The organism is Paenibacillus sp. fava2 (assembly GCF_058313675.1).
In genome coordinates this window covers 547,729-566,100 of the sequence record NZ_CM177755.1, presented here as the reverse complement: position 1 = coordinate 566,100, position 18,372 = coordinate 547,729, and the positions used below count along the sequence as shown (strand labels likewise).

Annotated in this window: 17 protein-coding genes; 6 read left to right on the top strand and 11 right to left on the bottom strand. The window is 56.0% G+C overall.

Annotation, left to right across the window (positions count from 1 at the left end; genetic code table 11):
• Nucleotides 1–106: 106 nt before the first annotated feature.
• Together coxB and AC4G46_RS02605 are read right to left on the bottom strand one after the other, a co-directional pair.
• Nucleotides 107–1,153, bottom strand: a complete 1,047-nt coding sequence (gene coxB, locus AC4G46_RS02610; RefSeq protein WP_491126564.1) for a cytochrome c oxidase subunit II — start codon at nucleotides 1,151–1,153, stop codon at nucleotides 107–109.
• 399 nt (nucleotides 1,154–1,552) lie between these two features.
• Nucleotides 1,553–1,741 (bottom strand): hypothetical protein, encoded by a 189-nt coding sequence (locus AC4G46_RS02605; protein ID WP_039869425.1) that lies wholly within the window; start codon nucleotides 1,739–1,741, stop codon nucleotides 1,553–1,555.
• A 445-nt stretch (nucleotides 1,742–2,186) separates the two neighbouring features.
• Here AC4G46_RS02605 and AC4G46_RS02600 point away from each other — a divergent pair, with 445 nt between their 5' ends.
• The 3 genes from AC4G46_RS02600 (at nucleotide 2,187) to AC4G46_RS02590 (ending at nucleotide 4,718) form a co-directional block, all read left to right on the top strand.
• Complete coding sequence (locus AC4G46_RS02600) at nucleotides 2,187–3,206, top strand: serine hydrolase domain-containing protein (protein WP_491126563.1); 1,020 nt, start codon at nucleotides 2,187–2,189, stop codon at nucleotides 3,204–3,206.
• A gap of 129 nt (nucleotides 3,207–3,335) precedes the next feature.
• On the top strand, nucleotides 3,336–3,674 hold the full coding sequence (locus tag AC4G46_RS02595; protein ID WP_491126562.1) for a DUF4870 domain-containing protein: 339 nt from the start codon (nucleotides 3,336–3,338) through the stop codon (nucleotides 3,672–3,674).
• Nucleotides 3,675–3,779: 105 nt separating this feature from the next.
• Nucleotides 3,780–4,718, top strand: coding sequence for a diacylglycerol/lipid kinase family protein (locus AC4G46_RS02590; RefSeq protein WP_491126561.1), 939 nt, complete (start codon nucleotides 3,780–3,782; stop codon nucleotides 4,716–4,718).
• Between the two features lie 529 nt (nucleotides 4,719–5,247).
• Here the strand turns inward: AC4G46_RS02590 and AC4G46_RS02585 are convergent.
• The 4 genes from AC4G46_RS02585 to AC4G46_RS02570 all read right to left on the bottom strand — a co-directional run bounded on the left by AC4G46_RS02585 (nucleotide 5,248) and on the right by AC4G46_RS02570 (nucleotide 7,952).
• Nucleotides 5,248–5,841: a xanthine phosphoribosyltransferase gene (locus tag AC4G46_RS02585; protein ID WP_491126560.1), complete on the bottom strand. Its 594-nt coding sequence runs from the start codon at nucleotides 5,839–5,841 to the stop codon at nucleotides 5,248–5,250.
• A gap of 57 nt (nucleotides 5,842–5,898) precedes the next feature.
• The gene (locus tag AC4G46_RS02580; RefSeq protein WP_491126559.1) at nucleotides 5,899–6,204 is read right to left on the bottom strand and encodes a hypothetical protein; all 306 of its coding nucleotides are present in this window, start codon (nucleotides 6,202–6,204) and stop codon (nucleotides 5,899–5,901) included.
• 42 nt (nucleotides 6,205–6,246) lie between these two features.
• Nucleotides 6,247–7,095 (bottom strand): TrmB family transcriptional regulator, encoded by an 849-nt coding sequence (locus tag AC4G46_RS02575; protein ID WP_491126558.1) that lies wholly within the window; start codon nucleotides 7,093–7,095, stop codon nucleotides 6,247–6,249.
• A gap of 86 nt (nucleotides 7,096–7,181) precedes the next feature.
• The gene (locus AC4G46_RS02570; RefSeq protein ID WP_491126557.1) at nucleotides 7,182–7,952 is read right to left on the bottom strand and encodes a zinc ribbon domain-containing protein; all 771 of its coding nucleotides are present in this window, start codon (nucleotides 7,950–7,952) and stop codon (nucleotides 7,182–7,184) included.
• A gap of 206 nt (nucleotides 7,953–8,158) precedes the next feature.
• Here AC4G46_RS02570 and AC4G46_RS02565 point away from each other — a divergent pair, with 206 nt between their 5' ends.
• The gene (locus tag AC4G46_RS02565) at nucleotides 8,159–8,533 is read left to right on the top strand and encodes a hypothetical protein (protein ID WP_491126556.1); all 375 of its coding nucleotides are present in this window, start codon (nucleotides 8,159–8,161) and stop codon (nucleotides 8,531–8,533) included.
• 253 nt (nucleotides 8,534–8,786) lie between these two features.
• Nucleotides 8,787–9,461 carry a GTP pyrophosphokinase gene (locus AC4G46_RS02560; RefSeq protein WP_277471326.1) on the top strand — a complete coding sequence of 225 codons (675 nt, stop codon included), beginning with the start codon at nucleotides 8,787–8,789 and terminating at the stop codon, nucleotides 9,459–9,461.
• 126 nt (nucleotides 9,462–9,587) lie between these two features.
• Here AC4G46_RS02560 and AC4G46_RS02555 read toward each other — a convergent pair whose 3' ends face one another.
• The 3 genes from AC4G46_RS02555 to AC4G46_RS02545 form a co-directional block, all read right to left on the bottom strand.
• Nucleotides 9,588–10,334, bottom strand: coding sequence for a hypothetical protein (locus AC4G46_RS02555; RefSeq protein ID WP_491126555.1), 747 nt, complete (start codon nucleotides 10,332–10,334; stop codon nucleotides 9,588–9,590).
• 26 nt (nucleotides 10,335–10,360) lie between these two features.
• Nucleotides 10,361–13,450, bottom strand: a complete 3,090-nt coding sequence (locus AC4G46_RS02550; RefSeq protein ID WP_491126554.1) for a DEAD/DEAH box helicase — start codon at nucleotides 13,448–13,450, stop codon at nucleotides 10,361–10,363.
• 300 nt (nucleotides 13,451–13,750) lie between these two features.
• Complete coding sequence (locus AC4G46_RS02545; protein ID WP_491126553.1) at nucleotides 13,751–16,198, bottom strand: glycoside hydrolase family 31 protein; 2,448 nt, start codon at nucleotides 16,196–16,198, stop codon at nucleotides 13,751–13,753.
• Between the two features lie 200 nt (nucleotides 16,199–16,398).
• Here AC4G46_RS02545 and AC4G46_RS02540 point away from each other — a divergent pair, with 200 nt between their 5' ends.
• A complete protein-coding gene (locus tag AC4G46_RS02540) occupies nucleotides 16,399–17,157 on the top strand; it encodes a TspO-related membrane protein (protein WP_491126552.1) in 759 nt (252 codons plus the stop codon).
• A gap of 75 nt (nucleotides 17,158–17,232) precedes the next feature.
• On the opposite strand, the gene AC4G46_RS02535 is transcribed toward AC4G46_RS02540, so the two are convergent.
• Together AC4G46_RS02535 and AC4G46_RS02530 are read right to left on the bottom strand one after the other, a co-directional pair.
• On the bottom strand, nucleotides 17,233–17,613 hold the full coding sequence (locus tag AC4G46_RS02535) for a RidA family protein (RefSeq protein WP_491128772.1): 381 nt from the start codon (nucleotides 17,611–17,613) through the stop codon (nucleotides 17,233–17,235).
• Nucleotides 17,614–17,697: 84 nt separating this feature from the next.
• Nucleotides 17,698–18,360 (bottom strand): oxidoreductase, encoded by a 663-nt coding sequence (locus AC4G46_RS02530; RefSeq protein WP_491126551.1) that lies wholly within the window; start codon nucleotides 18,358–18,360, stop codon nucleotides 17,698–17,700.
• Nucleotides 18,361–18,372: the final 12 nt, after the last annotated feature.

Sequence of the window (18,372 nt, the reverse complement as noted above, 5' to 3'; positions counted from 1 at the left end):
TGTGACCGGCCTCCGGCGGCCGGACGGGATTCAGGGATTGCGCTGTTTGAGCCAAGGTTCGTACCCCCTTTTCAAATATGCTGCTTCCGCTATTCGGTGCCCGGCTCTAGTCCAGCGTGTAGCCGGCCAGATATTCGGCAATGCCATCGACCTCTTCATCAGTTAAGCCCAGGTCCGCTTTGGGATCAGGCATCGTATTGCCCGGCTTGACGCCCTGCGGATCATGCAGCCAGGTTTTGAGGTTATCGAGGATCGGCGCACCATCCACACCTGTATCATCATTCAGCAGAATGCCCGCCACCGATTCCCGGGAGCCGATTCCGGTCAGGTTCGGCCCGCTTCCCATAGTTTGATCACCGATCGCGTGGCAGCTGAGGCAGGCCGATTTGAACTTCTCGGCAAGCTGCGGATCCTCCGGCAGCACGGCTGGAGCCTTCATCGAAGCCAGCCACTGCTCAAATTCCGCCTCGCTGACCGACTTCACCTTAAACTCCATGAACCCGTGGGAGGGTCCGCACAGCTCCGCGCATTTACCGCGGTAAACGCCTTCATTTGGCGCACTGAAGCTGAAGCGGTTAACCGTACCATCAGGGTTGGTATCCATTTTGCCGGCCAGGGAAGGAACCCAGAAGGAGTGCAGCACATCCGCAGTACTCAGCTCAAAAGCAATATCCTTGCCGGCGGGGATCACCAGATCCTGCGCCGTTTTTACGCCGTAATCCGTATATTCAAATTCCCACCAGTACTGGTGTCCGGTCACTTTTACCTTGACTGCATTTTTATCGTTGGAATGGTCATTGCCGGCGGCAAATACTTCTTTGACTGTAGGTACAGCCAGTATCACTACCAGGATCAGGGGGATGACTGTCCAGATGACCTCAAGTTTGAAATTGCCCTCCACCTGCTCCGGGATTTCACGCTGGCCCGGCTTTCTGCGGAACCGGATAAGCACATAGGCCGCAATTGAAAAAACGATCAGCAGTACGACAATCATAATCGTAATCGCCAGCTTCATCAGATCGAACGAGCCTTCGGCTGCAGGTCCCTGCGGTCTCAGCACCGACAGGTCCTCCCGTCCGCAGCCGGCCAGAAGTAATCCAAGCGCTGCAGTCATGGGAAGAAGCCGCTTTCCGGCCTGCCACGTTTTCATCATTGATCAACCCCGCTTTTCCCGATTTCGTAGAGTAGAGGATTTTCCTGTCAATTATAACAATCACTATTAATATAAGTTCGCGGGGGTGTTTTGTCAATCGTTCACAGCAAGTTCACAAATACTTTTTTATAATTGAAAAAGCTTGTCCTTACGCCATTTTATAGCGCTTACATTTTTGATAGAAGTAGAGTATAATATCAGGTAAGCGCATACATAACGTCTCACGCCAATCTCACCTCTTGACTAATTATGAACTACTTGTCCTTCGTTATGCCTTAAAACAAGCAAAAAAAACCGTATCCGGCAGTATAGCTGAACCGGGCACGGTTTATGAGAATCCTCATGGATGTTATTGCACATTTCACTTCATCAATTCAGAACACTATCCTTGTGTGTAAATCAGGAGACAGATGAGTTAATTCTGCCCATCTCATGCTCCACGACCATAGTCAGCTCTTCTTCATAGCCTCCTGTGATCCGATACTTCCGGACGTACTCCTTTACAAATTTCTTGGGATCTTTGGGCCGGAAAATGCGTGTCATTTCCCGTAGACTTTCCTTGACTTCGTTATGACCTTTACTTGCCATGATCAGTTCCCTCCCAAAACATTGAAAATGAATGCTCCGTTGTAGAGAATGCATGATGAAAAGTCCGCCGTAACCTCGAAATGCAAGATAAGAACCGTACACATACGTAGCTTGCATTATCCGCCTAGACTATCATTCCAGAGTTCTGGAGGTCCGCCTTGCCGGTGAAGCAGGTTCGTCGTGATTTGGGCTGAGAGTAAGATGTCATGCAACATCGACACCTTGACACTTTACTTACCCGAAGAGCCACTTGCTGAATCACTCCTTTCGGGCCTTATCGTCTTATTGTATCATATTCAAGGCCAAGTTCCACCTTTCCTTGTAAAATATGCGTATGGAATTTTGCAAATATTTATGTCTCCCCCAAGCAGGTGAGATAGCGGGCTTTTGGGTAAAATACACTATCTGCCCCTAAAAAATACCTGCTGAAAGGTAAGGAGACGTTATGAACAAACAACTGTCCCTGCTGAGCACCCCATATGTGGCTGCTCCCCAGATGGCGCCTGCTGATCCAGAGGAGACGGGAACGGACGGCGGACTGCTGGAGCAGGCTCATGAAACGATTCTCAAAACATATCCTAAAATGCATAGTATGCTTGTCGTGCGCCACGGGAAACTGATATTTGAACGGTATTACGGGAATCACCATGCCGGTATGCTAAATGACCTGCGGTCCGCAACCAAAAGCTTCATATCGCTGCTTACCGGTATTGCCATCGCCAGGGGCGAGATTTCCGGCACAGCCCTTCCTGTTGCCGACACACTCCGGCACTATCTTTCTGCCCGTTCAGATCCGCAGCTTAACCGGCTGACACTGCATCATCTGCTGACTATGACCTCCGGGTTCAGCTGGATAACCGGCAGCAGGCTCGGCGAACCGCTGGTGCGTAACATGCAGCGCAGCCGCCGCTGGGTGACTTATATATTGAATCTGCCTGTGGATGCCGCTAAGATCGGCCTTTTCCAGTACCGCAGCAGCGACTCCCATCTGCTCTCCGTCATCCTCAGTGAATGCACGGGGCTGAATGCCTTCAGCTATGCCAAGGAGCATCTTTTCGGTCCGCTGGACATTGCCCATGCAGCCTGGCTGCCCAGCCCTGAAGGACACAGCATGGGCCACATCGGGCTATACCTGACCTCAAGGGATATGGCCAGGCTCGGCATCTGTTTGCTCAGCGGAGGAAGCTACGGCGGGCGGCAGGTCGTTCCGCAGGACTGGCTGGAGGCGTCCTTTCAGCCCCAAACTGACGGTTACCCCGCCTACGGGAACTACGGCTACCAGTTCTGGAACGGCCGCATGAACAGCCAGCCCTACCGGCTTGCCCACGGGCACGGAGGCCAGCAGCTCTGGCTGCTGCCGGAGCTGGATGGCGCAGTGATCTTTACCGCCGAAAGTACAGTAAACCGCTGGAGGAATCCGCGCCGGCTGATTGAACAGCATATCATTCCGGCAATGAATCCCTGAAGCTTCCTTCACATACTTTGTACCGTCGAATCATAGTCTCCTAATAAGGAAGGTTCAGGGAAAGCGTCCCGGAGGAAGCGCAGGACGCCTGCTCTCCGCCTTCTTCTCCAAGTATAAGGAGTGAGCGCTATGTCCCCTTTCAAATCATCGACCGGCCTGCCCGAGAATATCGCTGCTGCTGTCTGTTATTTTTTCCCCTTTGTTGGCCCCGTCGTGTTCCTGGCGCTGGAGAAGCGCAGCCGTTTCGTGCTCTTCCATGCGCTGCAGTCGCTGATTACGTTCGGCGTGCTGATGGTCGCCCATGTGATCAGCGGATTCATTCCGCTGATCGGCGGATTTATCGGAGCGGTCCTCTCGCTGATCGCCTTTTCCGTCTGGCTGCTGATGCTGTTTCATTCTCTGGGCGGCAGGTGGTATAAGCTTCCCTGGGCAGGCGATCTTGCGGAGAGCCAGCTCCGCCAGCTGTAACCGGTTACTCCAGCTGCAGACAGTGTAATAGTGATTCCCTTTTCCCTGTCTACTCCGTACAATGGAATCAGGACATACAGGAATCTGCAGGCTGGAGGAGCATCCATGTACTTATTGATTATAAATCCCCGTTCCGGCGGCGGTGCCGGCCAGCGGACCTGGCTGAACGCCGAAGCCATGTTGAAAGCACGCGGCATTGCCTATGAAGCGCTATTTACCAAGAGCGCCGAACAGGCTGAGGCGCAGGTGCTGCATGCCCTCGCCCGCCGTGAGGACTGGCGCGCCGCCATCCTGATCGGCGGAGACGGCACGATCCACAGCGTGCTTGGCGCGCTGCGGCGCCGGGGCGTCCCGCTGGGCGTGATTCCCGCCGGCTCGGGCAATGACACGGCGCGCGGCTTCGGCATCCCGCTGGACACGGAAGCTGCGCTGGACGCCGCGCTGCAGGACCGCTGCCTGGAGGCGGATCTGCTGGCCGGTACGGGCGGCCTGACGCTGACCGCCGTCGCCAGCGGCTTTGATGCCCAGGTCGCCGTGAACGTGAATAACAGCCGCTATAAGCGGCTGTGCAATGCCGTCGGCGCCGGGCAGCTGGCCTATATCATCGGCATATTGCATACGCTGATCACCTTTAAGCCCTGCCGCGTGAGCGTGACCCTCGACGGCAAAGAGCAGGCCTTTGACCAGGCCTGGCTCGTCGCGGTCTGCAATCTGCCAAGCTATGGCGGCGGGCTGCTGATCTGCCCGCAGGCGGAGAGCGGCGACGGCCGGCTCGACGTCTGCGTCGTGCACGGGTGCAGCCGCGCGCAGGTGCTGCGGCTGTTCCCGACGCTGCTGAAGGGCACGCATGTGGCGCTGCCCTTCGTGACGATGCTGCGCGGCCGCAGCGTAGCGGTCCGCTTCGCGCAGCCGCGCCACGCCATCGGCGACGGCGAGCCGCTGGGCACGGCGCCGCTGGCCGTCCGCTGCGAGCCCGGCGCGCTGCGCGTGCTGTCGCCGCTGGCTGCAGCGGCGGAGGGCGGCTCCTGCCGGGCAAGCGGCTGAGCCTGGCTTGAGCCAGCGGGCGGAGCAGCTGGCACAGGCGTCGAAGGCTCAGATGGCCGGGAGCGGATTCAGCTGGCAGACAATCTTGCCAGACACCTCCGCCAGCGCGGATTTAACGGCTCACTTACAGCTAAGCCTGCCTGGCAGATGTCTAAATAACGGAACTGTTTAAGCCAATCTGCAGGTAAAAACTTACCGCGCCAAGCTGGCAGGCGGCCTGATGCCGGGATAGCCGGAGGCCGCCAGCCAGCTAAATGGAAATTCGCCATCTAATTCTTGCCCCAATTACCGGGAATTACAATTAGAATGAAAATCATGAAATATGCCAGCATTAGATGTCGATAATCCACCTGATTGCCAAGCCGCCGAAGCCGCGTCTCCCTGTTCTAATGCGTTTAGCACGCAAACCGGCCGCATTCCCGCAAACGCACCACTCCAAACCCAAAGAAAGAGGACCCCGGCCAGCTAAAGCCCGGAGTCCTCTTTTTCTCAAAAGTATGTGTAACCCTTCCCGTACAGCTTATGTGCTCTAATCCGCCTGCCCGTCTTCTTCCTCTACAAACGAGATGACGCCGTCCTCCAGGGAAGCGATGCGCACCAGCGATTCCACGCGGTAGCCCGCTTCCTTGAGCAGCTTGCTGCCCGGCTGGAAGGCTTTTTCGATCACGATGCCGATACCGGCTACTGTACCCCCGGCCTGCTCCACGATCCGGGCCAGCCCGAAGGCCGCCTCACCGTTGGCCAGAAAGTCATCCACAATCAGCACATGCTCACCCGGTGCGATGAACTTTTTGGAGACGGTGATGTCGTTGCTCTCTCTTTTGGTAAAAGAGTAGACAGTTTCGACATAGATATCCTCCGTCAGCGTCAGCGATTTCTGCTTGCGGGCAAAAATCAGCGGCACCTCAAGCGTAAGGGCCGTCATAATCCCTGGGGCAATGCCCGAGGATTCAATCGTCAGCACCTTGGTAATAGCTTCACCGTCAAAACGGCGGGTGAACTCGCGGCCCACCTCACGCATCAGAAAAGGGTCCATCTGGTGATTCAGAAAAGAATCCACCTTGAGCACTCCCTGACCGAGAACAATTCCTTCATCCAAGACCTTGCGTCTCAATAACTCCATCCGTGCTCCCTCTTTTCTTCTCATATTCCCATGGACCCTGCCTTTACTAACCCTGTCCTACAGGCCGGACGGCTTCTGCGGCAGCAGATTACCCACGATCGACTTCAGATCATGATCCTCCTTACTGCCCTGCTTTCCGCCGTCGTAGCTTGTAATCCGGATTTCGGAATAGGATTCGCCGGCGTTGACCGGTTTGAAGATCAGCTTGTCGCGGTCAGCCAGCCGGACATTGAACTTCATATCCTTGAACATCTCCACCAGCTCTTTCTCCCCCGGCACCTTGCCCTCATCCAGGAACAGCAGACCCCGCAGCGACTTGGGACCTTCGGGATGCTGTACATCAAAATGAACAATACATTCCACGCTTATCACCTCCCTAGCATAGTCTCGCCCGGGCCATATCCGCTACTCTTCCCGGCTATCCCCGGAATCCTCCGGGTCAGACTCCCCGTCTGTATCATGTTCCTTCTCTTGCATCACATATTTGCTGTAAATATGGCTGTAGCGGTCACCGTAGCGTCTGGTCAGCTCAGCCCCCATGTCCTCTTCAAGCTCGAAGAGCACCATTTCCTGTGAGAAGTGGTTAAGCAGCAGCTCGACCAGCACTTCATGCTCGGTCACCACCGCCTGGGCTGTGCCGTCCTCATAGCGCATCCCCAGCATGCACCAGCTCCGGTCGATGACAAAAGAAAACTTTCTTCCTCCGCTCCGTCGCGGCTTGCCGCCAAGCGGCGGCCATACCGGGTAAGGGGCAGCAGCCGTATTGCCGCCGTCAAAAGCCCACAGCAGCTTCACGCCGCGCCGTTCCGCCTGTTCCAGCTCGCTGCGCAGCAGGGAGGCTTCCTCCCGCCATACATCGACCACTATTTCCTTCTCGGCCAGATTCAGCTGGCGGGTGAGTGCCCCCAGCATATTGCGGTCCCCTTCAATATTGTAGAACGACTGGCTGACAGGACCGCCGCGGGGCATTTCGCTCTCTACAAAAGCCAGCGAGGCCTGCACCCGGCCGGAAATCATCGTGGCAAGCTCCTCCGGGTCCAGCACGCTGTAGCGGGCCGGCTCCCCTTCGCCGCAGCGTACATACCCCTGCTGTGTCAGGCGCTGAAGCGCCGCGTACACATTGGATCTGGATACGCCGAGCTGCTTAGCCACTTCGTAGCCCGAGGCTTCTCCCTTGGTAGCCAGCTCAACCATAATCTTGGATTCCATCTCTGTGAACCCCAAATTGCGCAGATGCAGCAGCAACTGTTCCATCTATGTTGTCCTCCTAGTATGCCTACAAACTCAATCTGTGAATCTGCGGTTCGGTGTTGCACCTTTAACCTGTTGTACCGCTGTGCCTAGATTTGTTCAGAGCCGCAGCGCGGGCACCACATTGAGCCCTTGGGCAGATCCGCCCGGCAAATCTGGCATTTGACCATATCCCGCACTCCTTCTTCGCTGTAGGCCGCTGCTTCCTCCGACAGCCCCCCGCCTTTCCAGTCGCGGATCCGGCGGTCCAGCTCAAGCTGGCGTTCACGCTCCCGCTCAAGCTCATCCGCTTCCCGGCGTTCACGTTCAGCTTCAGGTTTATGCCCGGCGTAATCCTGCGGCTCAGACTCCTTGGAATCATACAGCACTTCTGTATATACGGTCCGCGGCTCTGACCGGAGCGCCAGCTCCTTTTCTTCCTCAGTCAGTTCATCCTCACCGTAAAACTCGTCTTCCTCATCCTCATGTATTTTACGGATTGTTACGGCCGGGGCTTCTTTTTTGGCCGGCTCCTCCAGCTTATGCCCGCACTTCGGGCAGAAATTGGCATCCAGTGCGACCACATTGCCGCACACGCAGAGCCGCTCATTTTTGAGCTCGGCAATTCTGTGGCGCAGCTCATCAATCTGCTCCTGATGCTTCAGGCAGACCTTGGACAGCTCCACCATCTTGCCTTCAGCCACCGACATGTCACGCGAACGGTAGCCTTCATAGAACAGCTGGCCCATTTTCATAAATTCGAGTTCCATCTCGCGTTCAATATCGGAAATATGCCCGTTAAGCTTACCGATCTCTACCGAGCTTTGCGCTTTTTCACTCACCCGGCTGGCACTGTCTTTGATACGTTGCAGAAAATTCATCATAGTTCCTCCTTCTCCAGATGAGAATAGGGCTGTTAATTAGCCGTAAAGCTTCATTAGAAGCCTATGTAATACTCTGTAACCTTAAAACGTGCTTCTATCATACCAAATGTCTCGAATAGATTCATTATTTGTCGTTCTGTGTATATTAGTAAAAAATCACCTGCAAGCAAACCTTAACCGCAAAAATGAGGGAGGGAATCAACTTGCCGGACGAACAACGGAAAAGTTATTTCGTATCTGTCAGTCATGGACTGATTCAGGACGTACCCGGTGAATCGGGTGAATTCGAGGTGCAGGTTACCCCTGATGAGCTGACAGTGCTTCAGGAGCTTCTGGACAATCTGGCAAGCGGAGACGAATACGCCTTCCGCCGTGCCGCCGTGCCTTACAAATCCGCCGATCATGATGACGCTGCAGACCAGTTTGATGACGGGACCATCCGGCTCTACCGGTATCTTTACCAGGTGGGAAGCGGGGAGACACAGCAGACGATTAGACAGCTCGGTGTCCTGGCCAAACTCGAAAATACCGGTTATGAGGACAAGGGATATGATGGAGGTTCACCTATGAATAAATAAAACACCGTACATTCAGGATATGTATGCTAATACGCTGCCGCGCAAAGAATGTTTCCGCTTTTTATGTAACCGCTTCCCGCGGCCTTGTTCTGTTGTACCGGCTTTCAGCCGGGAGCGGCATTTGTTTTGCTTCCAGGGCATAAAATCGGTTAAAATAAAACAGTCACAAATAATGAAACCCGGGAGAGTATCAGTGAAAGAAGACGATAGTACGCAAGTTACGCTGAATCAGCTACAGGTGCATGTAAAGGATATGAAGCAGTGGCAGAGCAGCGAGGATTTTGCCGGAAAGCTGGAGGATCTCAAGACATTGCCTGCGCTTTACCGCCATGCCTTGAACGAGCTTGAGAATAAAATTGATGTAGTCAAGACAGAATGGCAGGTCCGTGACGGCTACAGCCCGATCGAGCATGTCAAATCACGTATAAAAGAGCCGAAGAGCATTCTGCGCAAGATGGAACGCAAGGGGCATCCCTTCACCCTTGAAAATATGGAGCAGCACATTCATGATATCGCCGGGATGCGGATTGTCTGTGCTTTTGTGAAGGATATTTACCGGCTGGTGGATCATCTGTGCGTCCGGGAGGATCTGCGGGTGCTCGAGATCAAGGATTACATCGCCCAGCCGAAGCCGAACGGATATCAGAGCCTGCATGTTATCGTAGCGATTCCCCTCGTATTGCTCGAAGGGACGCGCTGGGTTAAGGCAGAGATACAGCTTCGGACGCTGGCAATGGATTTCTGGGCCAGCATGGAGCATATTCTTTACTATAAATTCGACAAGCAGCTTCCGCCGCATGTAGCCGAGGAGCTGAAGGAGGCCGCGCGTGCGGCTGATGAACTGGACCAGAAGATGCTCCGCCTGCGCCGCGAAATTCTTGAGCTGTCTGAAGGAAGCCGTGGTGCGGATAAGCTGGCGGAAGAATAAGGATAGCGGAAGTCCGGCTGATGCAGCGGGCTAAGCCACAAATAGAACAAGGCAGTGCCGGACAGCTGAAGAGCTTCCCTGGCACTGCCTTGTTTTGTGTGTCTGACGCGATGCTCCCGCCCGCCGTTACTGCCTGCCCGGCTCCGATGCGCGGCGCCTAGCCGATTCAGCCGCCTTGCGCATAATCAGGACAAGGCCTTCGCCTGCCCTGGGCGTATTCGGCAGCAGCTTCAGCCAGTCTTCGTCCGGCCGGGCCACTGCCGTCGAGGCCGGGAACGGCCTGGAGGCCAGCTCGTGAAACAGGGGTCCCGGCTGATGCAGCGAGCCCTCGGCCGCCGCTTCCGCCAGCCATTCCCCTGTAGTAACCGCCGGCCCCTTCCGTTCCAGCCTTGCCAGCTCTGCCGCCAGCATGCCGGCAGGAGCGGCACTGCCTTCGTCCTGCTGAATATATTCTTCCTCTGCCCACAGGGCAAATACTCCCCCCAGCAGCTCCTCCTTGCTCATCCCGCGCAGCCTGAACCCCAGCAGCGGCTCTTCCAGCAGCTGCTTTCTGGCCCATCCGGGCAGCACCGCATCTGTCTCTGAGCCGGAATCTGCCCGTTCCAGCCCGGGAGGCAGGAGCTGAAGCTCTGCCATACTTCCGGTGCTTTTTCCCTGCAGCAGGTCATACAGCTCTCCGGGCTGCCCGGCAAGCTGACGCAGCACCTTATCCTTCTGTACCGGATCCCACTGCGGAACCGCCCAAGAGAGTGCGGAAGCTGTATCAGCACTGCTGCTAATGCCGGCACCGTCCTCCGGCACCATTCCTTGCCCAGGCAATATTTTCAGCATTCCGGCTTCAATTATAAGCCTCTGTTCCGGCAGCTTGCCCATTGTCAGATCCCCCTTTACTTACCGCTCTACATCCAGTCCTGATCCTGAAGCTCAATCAGCTCCTGCAGCTCATGATTGGACATCTCTGTCAGCCAGTTCTCCCCGGAGCCGACGACCTGCTCGGACAGATTTTTTTTGCGCTCTATCAGCTCGTCAATCCGTTCCTCCAGTGTGCCCTGACAGATCAGCTTGTGCACCTGTACATTTTTGTGCTGGCCGATCCGGAAAGCCCGGTCGGTCGCCTGGTTCTCAACAGCCGGATTCCACCAGCGGTCATAATGCACGACATGGTTGGCCCGGGTGAGATTTAGCCCGACGCCGCCTGCTTTGAGGGAAAGCACGAAGAACGCCGGCCCCTCGCCCTCCTGGAACGCATGGACCATCTCATCCCGCTCCCGTTTCGGGATACCGCCATGCAGGAACAGCGGGGTTTGGCCGTATCTTTTGGCAAGACGGCTGACGAGCAGCTCTCCCATTGATACATATTGGGTGAAAATCAGCGCCGACTCGCCCAGCTCGGCAATGCTGTCCAGCACCTCGAACATGACTTCCATTTTGCCTGACTGCTCACTTCGCCCGCTCCGCCCTTCTTCCCTGCGGAACAGCTGAGGATGATCGCAGATCTGCTTCAGCTTGGTCAGCGAGGACAGAACGAGACCGCGCCGGGCCATGCCGGAGCGCTCGCCGATTACGCCAAGCATCTCATCCACTACCCCCTGATACAGCACCGCCTGCGTCTCTGTTAACGGGCAGTACGATTTCAGCTCCAGCTTCTCCGGCAGGTCCTTCGAGATATCGGGATCACTCTTGAGCCTGCGGAGCAGAAACGGTGACACGAGCCGGTGCAGCTCCTGCAGCCGTTCCCCGCCTTCCCCGGACACATAACGCTGGCGGAAGGAGTGGTAGGAGCCCAGATACCCGGGATTCAAAAAGTGAAAAATCGACCAGAGCTCACCCAGCCGGTTCTCGACGGGCGTGCCTGTCATGGCAATCCGGTACGGGGCAGACAGCTTCATTACGCTCTGTGCCTGCTTGGTCCGGTGATTCTTGATATATTGCGCCTCATCCAGTACGACCGTAGACCAGCGTACCGCAGCCAGATCCTCGCTGTCCCGGCCGGCCAGATGATAGGTAGTCAGCACAATTTCATGGCTGGCGGCAAGCTCCGCGAAGCCTTCTCCGCGTATCCGCCTCCCACCGTGATGAATATGCACACTCAGCGACGGGGCAAAACGCTGCAGCTCACGCTGCCAGTTCCCCAGGAGCGAGGTCGGGCAAAGAATCAGCGCCGGCTTATTCCGGAATTCTGCCGGAGCGCTCAGCGCCCGGTCCATCAGGCAGGCAATGACCTGGATCGTCTTGCCCAGGCCCATGTCGTCGGCCAGGCACACTCCGAAGCCCAGGCCGCTGAGTGCAGCCAGCCATTGATAGCCGCGCTCCTGATAGGGCCGCAGCGTTCCCTGCAGGCCATCCGGCACTGACCGCACCGGCAGGCTCCGCAGAACATCCCCGTGCATGAGCGATGCCAGCAGGCCGGAGGTCTCCATCCCTGTGACCGACATGCCCTTCCAGAGCCGTTCCTCCCCGTCCTCAGCCTCCAGGCGCATCCAGTCTGCAGCCGGCATTTCCCCGCCCTCATGGCGTTTCATGTATCTCAGCACCTGGCGGATTTCCTTGGGATCGACCTCGATCCACTCGCCCCGGAAGCGCACAAACGGCACTCCCGCCTCAACCAGCGCATTCAGCTCCTCTTCACTGATCGGATTGTCGCCAAGCGAAGCCTCGATACGGAAGGAGATAAGCTCCTCCATCCCCAGCGAGGGCTGGACAGGTCCGTCCATGCTGCCCTGCGGAAGCTGCATTTTCATCCGCATTCCGACCCGGCGGCGCCCCTCCCGGCTCCAGCGCGAAGGCATCTGCACCGTAACGCCCCATTCACGCAGCTGCTGCACACTCTCCTTCAAAAAGAAATAAAGGCGCTCCGGCTCAAGCTCCGCTCCCGTCGGTGCAGGGATGTTAAGCGCCCTCTGAATATCAGGCGATATTCTTGCGGCGCGGCCCAGCGCATTCAGCAGCTGCTGCTGGATATTCCGGTACCGCTTGCCCCAAAGGGTGAACTCGCGCTCCGGGCTGCTCCAGATGGCTGCAGCCGGAAGCCAGAATTCCCCTTCCTCACGGCTCTCCGCCCAGAAGGTCAGCTGCCACAGCTCACTCTCGTCCGCCGGCGGTTCCAGACGCAGGCCCAGACCGAGCTGGCCGGTCTGCTCTTCCTCCGCTTGGGCCCGCGGCATTCCGCCCGCCAGGGTTCCGTTCACTTCAGCCAGCAGCTCGGATACCTCCGCCGGTGTTCCCTGGACCGGAATCTCCCGGCTGCCCGTGAGCAGGCTGTTCCACCATAGCTCAGTCAGCGGGGAATAGCCGCGGCGGTAATTTGCTTTATATGGACCGAGCTCACTTTCGGAGCCGGCAATTATTTTTTTGATCTCGGCAGTTATCACTGCCTGCAAGAAGGAATACAGTACATATCCCCCTGCATCTTCACGCGAAGTCAGATCCCCTTCCTCGGCAACATGGGCTCCGAGCGCCAGCACCGGCATGGATGCCGCCAGCTGCAGAAAGAACTCCTTATCCGCATCCTGACGGAAGGCCGGGAACCAGCAGGCGGAAGCCGCCTGCTCGCCGCCGCGGCGCCGCGTGCCGATCGGGCGGGGCGGCATCGCGCCGGGCACTATCGCTCCCGTAGCCATCAGCTCCAGCGCAAACCGGGCCGCAGCCGCCCAATAGCGCATTTCGCCTCCAGCTTCGACACCCTGGGCACGGCACAGCTCATCGTCCCAGACAAGCAGCAGGTCGAAGGCTTCCTTCGGCCCCAGCGCCAGTCCTTCAAGCGTCCGCCCCGGCAAACCGCGCCGCGCCGTTTTCCCTTCCGCAGCAGCTGCCACCGGATATTTTACTTCTGCCAGCCGCAGTGCAGCACCCGCGAAAGGACGCCCACCGCCCCGGAGCTCCAGCTTCTTGACCACGCGTGTCCACGCGTCAACCTTGGGTTCCGAGGTTTCACCAGAGAAGCAAAATAAAACGTCCCCCAGCCATATTGCATACAGATGCTTAATCATTGGTGATCTCCTGTCCTTGAGCAAACAGAAAGAGCCAGCCCGTCCCCTCCGGTGGACTGTATCCTTCTCCGCGAGATATAGATTTTGAACCGAAACAAATTCTTCATCCCTTCATCTTATACGAAAAAGCCGTGATTTAAAAACGTTTCTGCAATATTTTCTGCAATTTAATATAGAAATTGAAATGTATCATGTCTGCTCCGGCTTCCGCAAAGGGATGATTGGATTATTTTCAATAAAATTCCACAGCAAGACGCAGCAAAAGAGCCGCCTCTAAAAAGGCAGCCCTAATCTGTTTCCTCAGTTCCCAGCTCTGATCCGCAGCTCTCCGCCGCTCCGCTCATCCGGAACCTGGATAATGATTGCGCCGCTTTTGCCGTTGCGCGCCCAGCCCCTGCGTCCTTCCTTCAGCTCATCCAGACTGATCTCAGGCAGCCCGTCTACATCATCAGCCGGGAAGAAAGGATAACAGAGTGCGAAGCGCAGCATCTCCCGATGGGGCTTGTAGGCATCAGTCTTATAAGACCAGTTCAGCTGTAGCCCGTCTCCGGTCCCTTGTGCCTCCACTGCGATCTGCGAAAAGGCCCCTTTGCGGTACGCAAAGCTATGCCCGTCATCCTCATACAGCGTAAACGATGCCGTGAAGTCTTCCTCCGCTTTAGCCCCGTACAAGTGGAAAATAACCGTCTCCGCAGTTTCTTCCTGAGCATATTGCTTCAGAGGGCCCTCCGCCGTAAAGCTGCCCGCCTTCACATACATCGGCATAATGTGCAGCGGTGCTGCCGCAAGGATATGTTTCCCTCCCTCATGCACCTCACCGTCCCAGTAATCCAGCCAGCAGCCTTCCGGCAGGTACACCGAGCGGTGATCGGTATCCGGACGGTAGACCGGAGCGATCAGCACGTTGTCACCAAGCAGGAACTGGTCACACAGGTTGGTCACATGGGGATCACGCGGATACTCCAGAATGAGCGGCCGGATCACCGGCAGCCCGCACATTTCGGCTTCGTGGAACAAATTATAAATATGCGGCATCCAGCGGTAGCGCAGACCGATAAATTCACGCAGAATGCCCTCGACCTCTTCTCCGAACGACCAGGGCTCCTGTCGCAGCGTACCGATGGAGGAGTGATTGCGGCAGTACGGGAAGAACACCCCCATCTGCGTCCACCGCACCAGCAGCTGTGCCGAAGTGTGATGGGCAAAGCCGCCGATATCCGGACCGGCAAAGGCCAGCCCCGACAGCCCCATATTCAGCACCATCGGCATGGCCATGGCCATATGCTCCCAGAAGCTGCGGTTATCCCCGGTCCATACTGCAGCATACCGCTGAATGCCTGCGTAGCCGGCTCTGGTCAGCACAAAAGGACGCTCCCCCGCCATATGCTCCGCCAGCCCCTCATAGGTCGCTTTTGACATCATCATCCCGTACAGATTGTGGTATTCCTCATGGGTGACCGGACGTCCGTCATTGAAGTGCATGACATCGAGGTCCATCGTTTTCGACTCATTAAATACCGCCGGCTCATTCATATCATTCCAGATGCCCTGAATGCCGAGATCCGTGTAATACTTATGCAGATCCCCCCACCACTCCGCAGTCCGGCTGTCGCTGAAATCCGGGAAAGCACTGATGCCGGGCCAGACCTCGCCAAAAAAGATATCCCCCTCCAGCCTCCGGCAAAAATGCTTGTTCAGCACACCTTCCTTGTATACCTCGTATTTGGGGTCTTTTTTGACTCCGGGATCCACGATCGGCACAATGCGCACACCCAGCTCGCCCAGCTCGGCAATCATCTTCTGCGGCTCAGGAAAGTTAACCGGATCGAAGGTGAATACCCGGTACTCGTCCATATAATGAATGTCCAGATAGATAACATCGCAGGGAATATTCTTCTCGCGGAAGGTCCGGGCCAGCTGCAGCACCTCCTGCTGATTCATATAGCTGTAGCGTGACTGGTGATAGCCGATGGACCATTTTGGCGGAAGAGCGATCCGTCCGGTGAGGGCAGTGTATCTTTTGACAACATCCTTCATCTCAGGCCCGTTAATAAAATAAATATCATAAGCCCCTGTGGAGCAGCCAACCGTGAACGCCACCCCATGCGAGCGCATATCAAAGTCACTGCGGCCCGTGTTATCCAGGAACAAGCCGTAAGTAAGCTCACCGTGCATATGGATCAGCAGCGGAATGGATTCATACAGGGCCTCAATTTCGGGCAGATGGGGGGCGAACACATCCGTATTCCAGTTCGTATAGCGTTCCCCGCGCTTATCAAGGAAGCTCGACTTCTCACCCAGCCCGTAAAAATGGGAGTCCGGCTGCATATCATATTCCGCATGACTGGCCCCGCGGGGATTCCAGCTGGTCAGGTTCTGCTGCATGATCACATCGCCCGCATGATTCTCCACCCGGATCAGAAAAGAAGTCTTCTCTATAATCAGCCGGATGCAGCTGGTCGTAAAAACCAGCTGATCCTCATCCTCCTCCACCGGAAACAGATGCGGTATGCAGCTTTCCGCGAGTACAGCCGGCGTTGTCGTCAGATCAGGCACCTGGCCGTGAAACAGCTTCATCCGGAAGATCTCATCATTTAAAAAGACAAAGGCGATGCCTGCACACTCACCGCGGACGATATAAATGCTCTCCGAGCGCTCCCAGGACTCTACACTGCCCGGGGTATTCCAGGTTTCCGTCATGACCAGCGGCCCCATTTTTTCAGGGCGGATTGCTTCACTGCTCTCCATCTTTGCTTTCCCCCTCCTCGCGTATACCTTCTCGTAATAAATACATATTACCCCGACTTTACGGCAGGCTATCCGTGATTTTTATGACCTGCAGGTCATTTTTTTTGCCGAAGTTGGTCTGAACTGCAACTAAAGCGGGTATATTCTATGTAGGTCAAGACCTCACATCTAAAATACAAAGCTTAGGGAGTGAATCGATCATGACGCGAAGCAATCCGTTGAAGTGGTGGAACCTGCTGTTCTACCTCGGCGTTATCCTTGTTAATACGCTGTCTGTAGCCCTGCCGCTGGGCGGCAACAGCACCCGTGAAATCTCAGACAAATATCATACGTACCTTACCCCGGCCGGCTACGCTTTTTCCATCTGGTCTCTCATTTACCTTCTGCTCGCCGGTTTTGTGATCTACCAGTTCCGCTCGGACAGCGGCTCCAGGGATTCGGTACAGTCCATCGGCATCTGGTTCATCCTCACCTGTATCTTCAATATGAGCTGGCTGATTCTGTGGCACTATTTATATATCGAACTTTCACTCGCCGCTATGGTGCTGCTGCTGATCTCTCTGATCGTCGTTTACCGCAAAACCAGAAGAATCGACCGTCCGACTACGGGCGAACGCTGGCTGATCCGGCTGCCGTTCAGCATCTATCTCGCCTGGATCTCTGTCGCCACCATCGTAAATGTTTCTGTCGTGCTGAAGAAAAATGACTGGGGCGGATTCGGCCTGGACGGCACGGTGTGGGCGGTCATCATGCTTGTTGTCGCTACGCTGCTTGCTGTACTGGTCAGCTACCCGTACCGTGACAGCATCTTCCCGCTGGTATTTGTATGGGCCTTTATTGCAATCGCCCTGGAGCAGCGGGATACAGATAATGTCTTCCTCACCGCTTCGATTGCTGCCGGCCTCCTCCTGCTGTACAGCCTGTGGCTTGCGCTTACGCCGCAGCGCAGGAGAGCTTAAGCTAAATGTAGGCTTGCCAGCACAAAAAAAAACCGCTGTCCCGGTTTTGCCGGTTCAGCGGTTTTATCTTCATGTTTATTTTTTGCGTGCCACTGCTTCAATCTCAACCAGACCATCCTTCGGCAGACGCGCTACCTCAACCGCACTGCGGGCAGGATAGGGCTCGGTAAAGAAGGAGCTGTACACCTCATTAACAGCTGCGAAATCGTTCATGTCCTTCAGATAAACGGTCGTCTTCACAATATGCTCCATGGAAGCGCCGGCTTCCTCAAGAATGGCCTTCACATTGTTGAGCGACTGGCGGGCCTGCTCCTGTACACCTTCAGCAAGCTCCCCCGTCTCCGGGTTCAGGCCAAGCTGTCCGGAAGTATATACCCAATTGCCGGCGGCGATAGCCTGGCTGTACGGTCCGATTGCACCGGGTGCCGCTGTTGTGGCGATCTGCTTTTTAGTCATCATTTATTCCTCCTGTCAATATGTACAGATGATTATGTCCCATTGTACGTCCTTGGCTCTGTTTATTGCAAACTTTCCGGCCTGTCAGCGTCCGCCGATTACATGAATAACCTCATTTGTATAGATATGCGTCCCGCCAGTATCCGCCAGAGCGATATTCACCATGGCCTTGGCCACCTTGGCTCCGGGAATGGCCCGGTAACGGGCCAGCTTGCCGGTCATTGCGAAATCCAGCGCTTTCATGACAATTGCTCCAGCACGTTCGCCCAGCCTGAACTCCGTACGCTCGCCCAGCAGCAGAGAAGGGCGGAAGATATGCAGTCCATGAAAGCCTGCAGCTGCCAGACCGTCTTCGGCACGCCCTTTGGTCCGGATATAGAAATTGCCGGATTTCGCATTCGCCCCCATGGAGGAGACAACCAGAAACTGCTTTACCCCGCATGCTCTGGCCAGTGCGGCTGCCTCCAGCGGATACTTCAGGTCTACGCGCTCGAACTGTTCCTGTGAGCCGGCTTTTTTAATTGTCGTACCCAGACAACAGAACACGGCATAGGCTCCGGCGAATTGTTCCTTATATTGGCCGAGCTGCTCCCAGTCCACTATAATCTGCTTCAGCCTGGAGTCCGTAAGTTCAAGCCTGCGGCGGACAAGTACACGCACCTCAGTCCATTCACCTGCAAGTAATTCACGCGTAACAGCCTCCCCGACCAGGCCTGTAGCTCCAAGTACTACTGCTATCCTTTCCATTCCATCCTCTCC

What these genes read in the sequence shown, in the direction of transcription:
- coxB (WP_491126564.1), bottom strand. Translation starts at nt 1,153, where the DNA reads ATGATGAAAACGTGGCAGGCCGGAAAGCGGCTTCTTCCCATGACTGCA.
- AC4G46_RS02605 (WP_039869425.1), bottom strand. Translation starts at nt 1,741, where the DNA reads ATGGCAAGTAAAGGTCATAACGAAGTCAAGGAAAGTCTACGGGAAATG.
- AC4G46_RS02600 (WP_491126563.1), top strand. Translation starts at nt 2,187, where the DNA reads ATGAACAAACAACTGTCCCTGCTGAGCACCCCATATGTGGCTGCTCCC.
- AC4G46_RS02595 (WP_491126562.1), top strand. Translation starts at nt 3,336, where the DNA reads ATGTCCCCTTTCAAATCATCGACCGGCCTGCCCGAGAATATCGCTGCT.
- AC4G46_RS02590 (WP_491126561.1), top strand. Translation starts at nt 3,780, where the DNA reads ATGTACTTATTGATTATAAATCCCCGTTCCGGCGGCGGTGCCGGCCAG.
- AC4G46_RS02585 (WP_491126560.1), bottom strand. Translation starts at nt 5,841, where the DNA reads ATGGAGTTATTGAGACGCAAGGTCTTGGATGAAGGAATTGTTCTCGGT.
- AC4G46_RS02575 (WP_491126558.1), bottom strand. Translation starts at nt 7,095, where the DNA reads ATGGAACAGTTGCTGCTGCATCTGCGCAATTTGGGGTTCACAGAGATG.
- AC4G46_RS02570 (WP_491126557.1), bottom strand. Translation starts at nt 7,952, where the DNA reads ATGAATTTTCTGCAACGTATCAAAGACAGTGCCAGCCGGGTGAGTGAA.
- AC4G46_RS02560 (WP_277471326.1), top strand. Translation starts at nt 8,787, where the DNA reads ATGAAGCAGTGGCAGAGCAGCGAGGATTTTGCCGGAAAGCTGGAGGAT.
- AC4G46_RS02555 (WP_491126555.1), bottom strand. Translation starts at nt 10,334, where the DNA reads ATGGGCAAGCTGCCGGAACAGAGGCTTATAATTGAAGCCGGAATGCTG.
- AC4G46_RS02550 (WP_491126554.1), bottom strand. Translation starts at nt 13,450, where the DNA reads ATGATTAAGCATCTGTATGCAATATGGCTGGGGGACGTTTTATTTTGC.
- AC4G46_RS02545 (WP_491126553.1), bottom strand. Translation starts at nt 16,198, where the DNA reads ATGGAGAGCAGTGAAGCAATCCGCCCTGAAAAAATGGGGCCGCTGGTC.
- AC4G46_RS02540 (WP_491126552.1), top strand. Translation starts at nt 16,399, where the DNA reads ATGACGCGAAGCAATCCGTTGAAGTGGTGGAACCTGCTGTTCTACCTC.
- AC4G46_RS02535 (WP_491128772.1), bottom strand. Translation starts at nt 17,613, where the DNA reads ATGACTAAAAAGCAGATCGCCACAACAGCGGCACCCGGTGCAATCGGA.
- AC4G46_RS02530 (WP_491126551.1), bottom strand. Translation starts at nt 18,360, where the DNA reads ATGGAAAGGATAGCAGTAGTACTTGGAGCTACAGGCCTGGTCGGGGAG.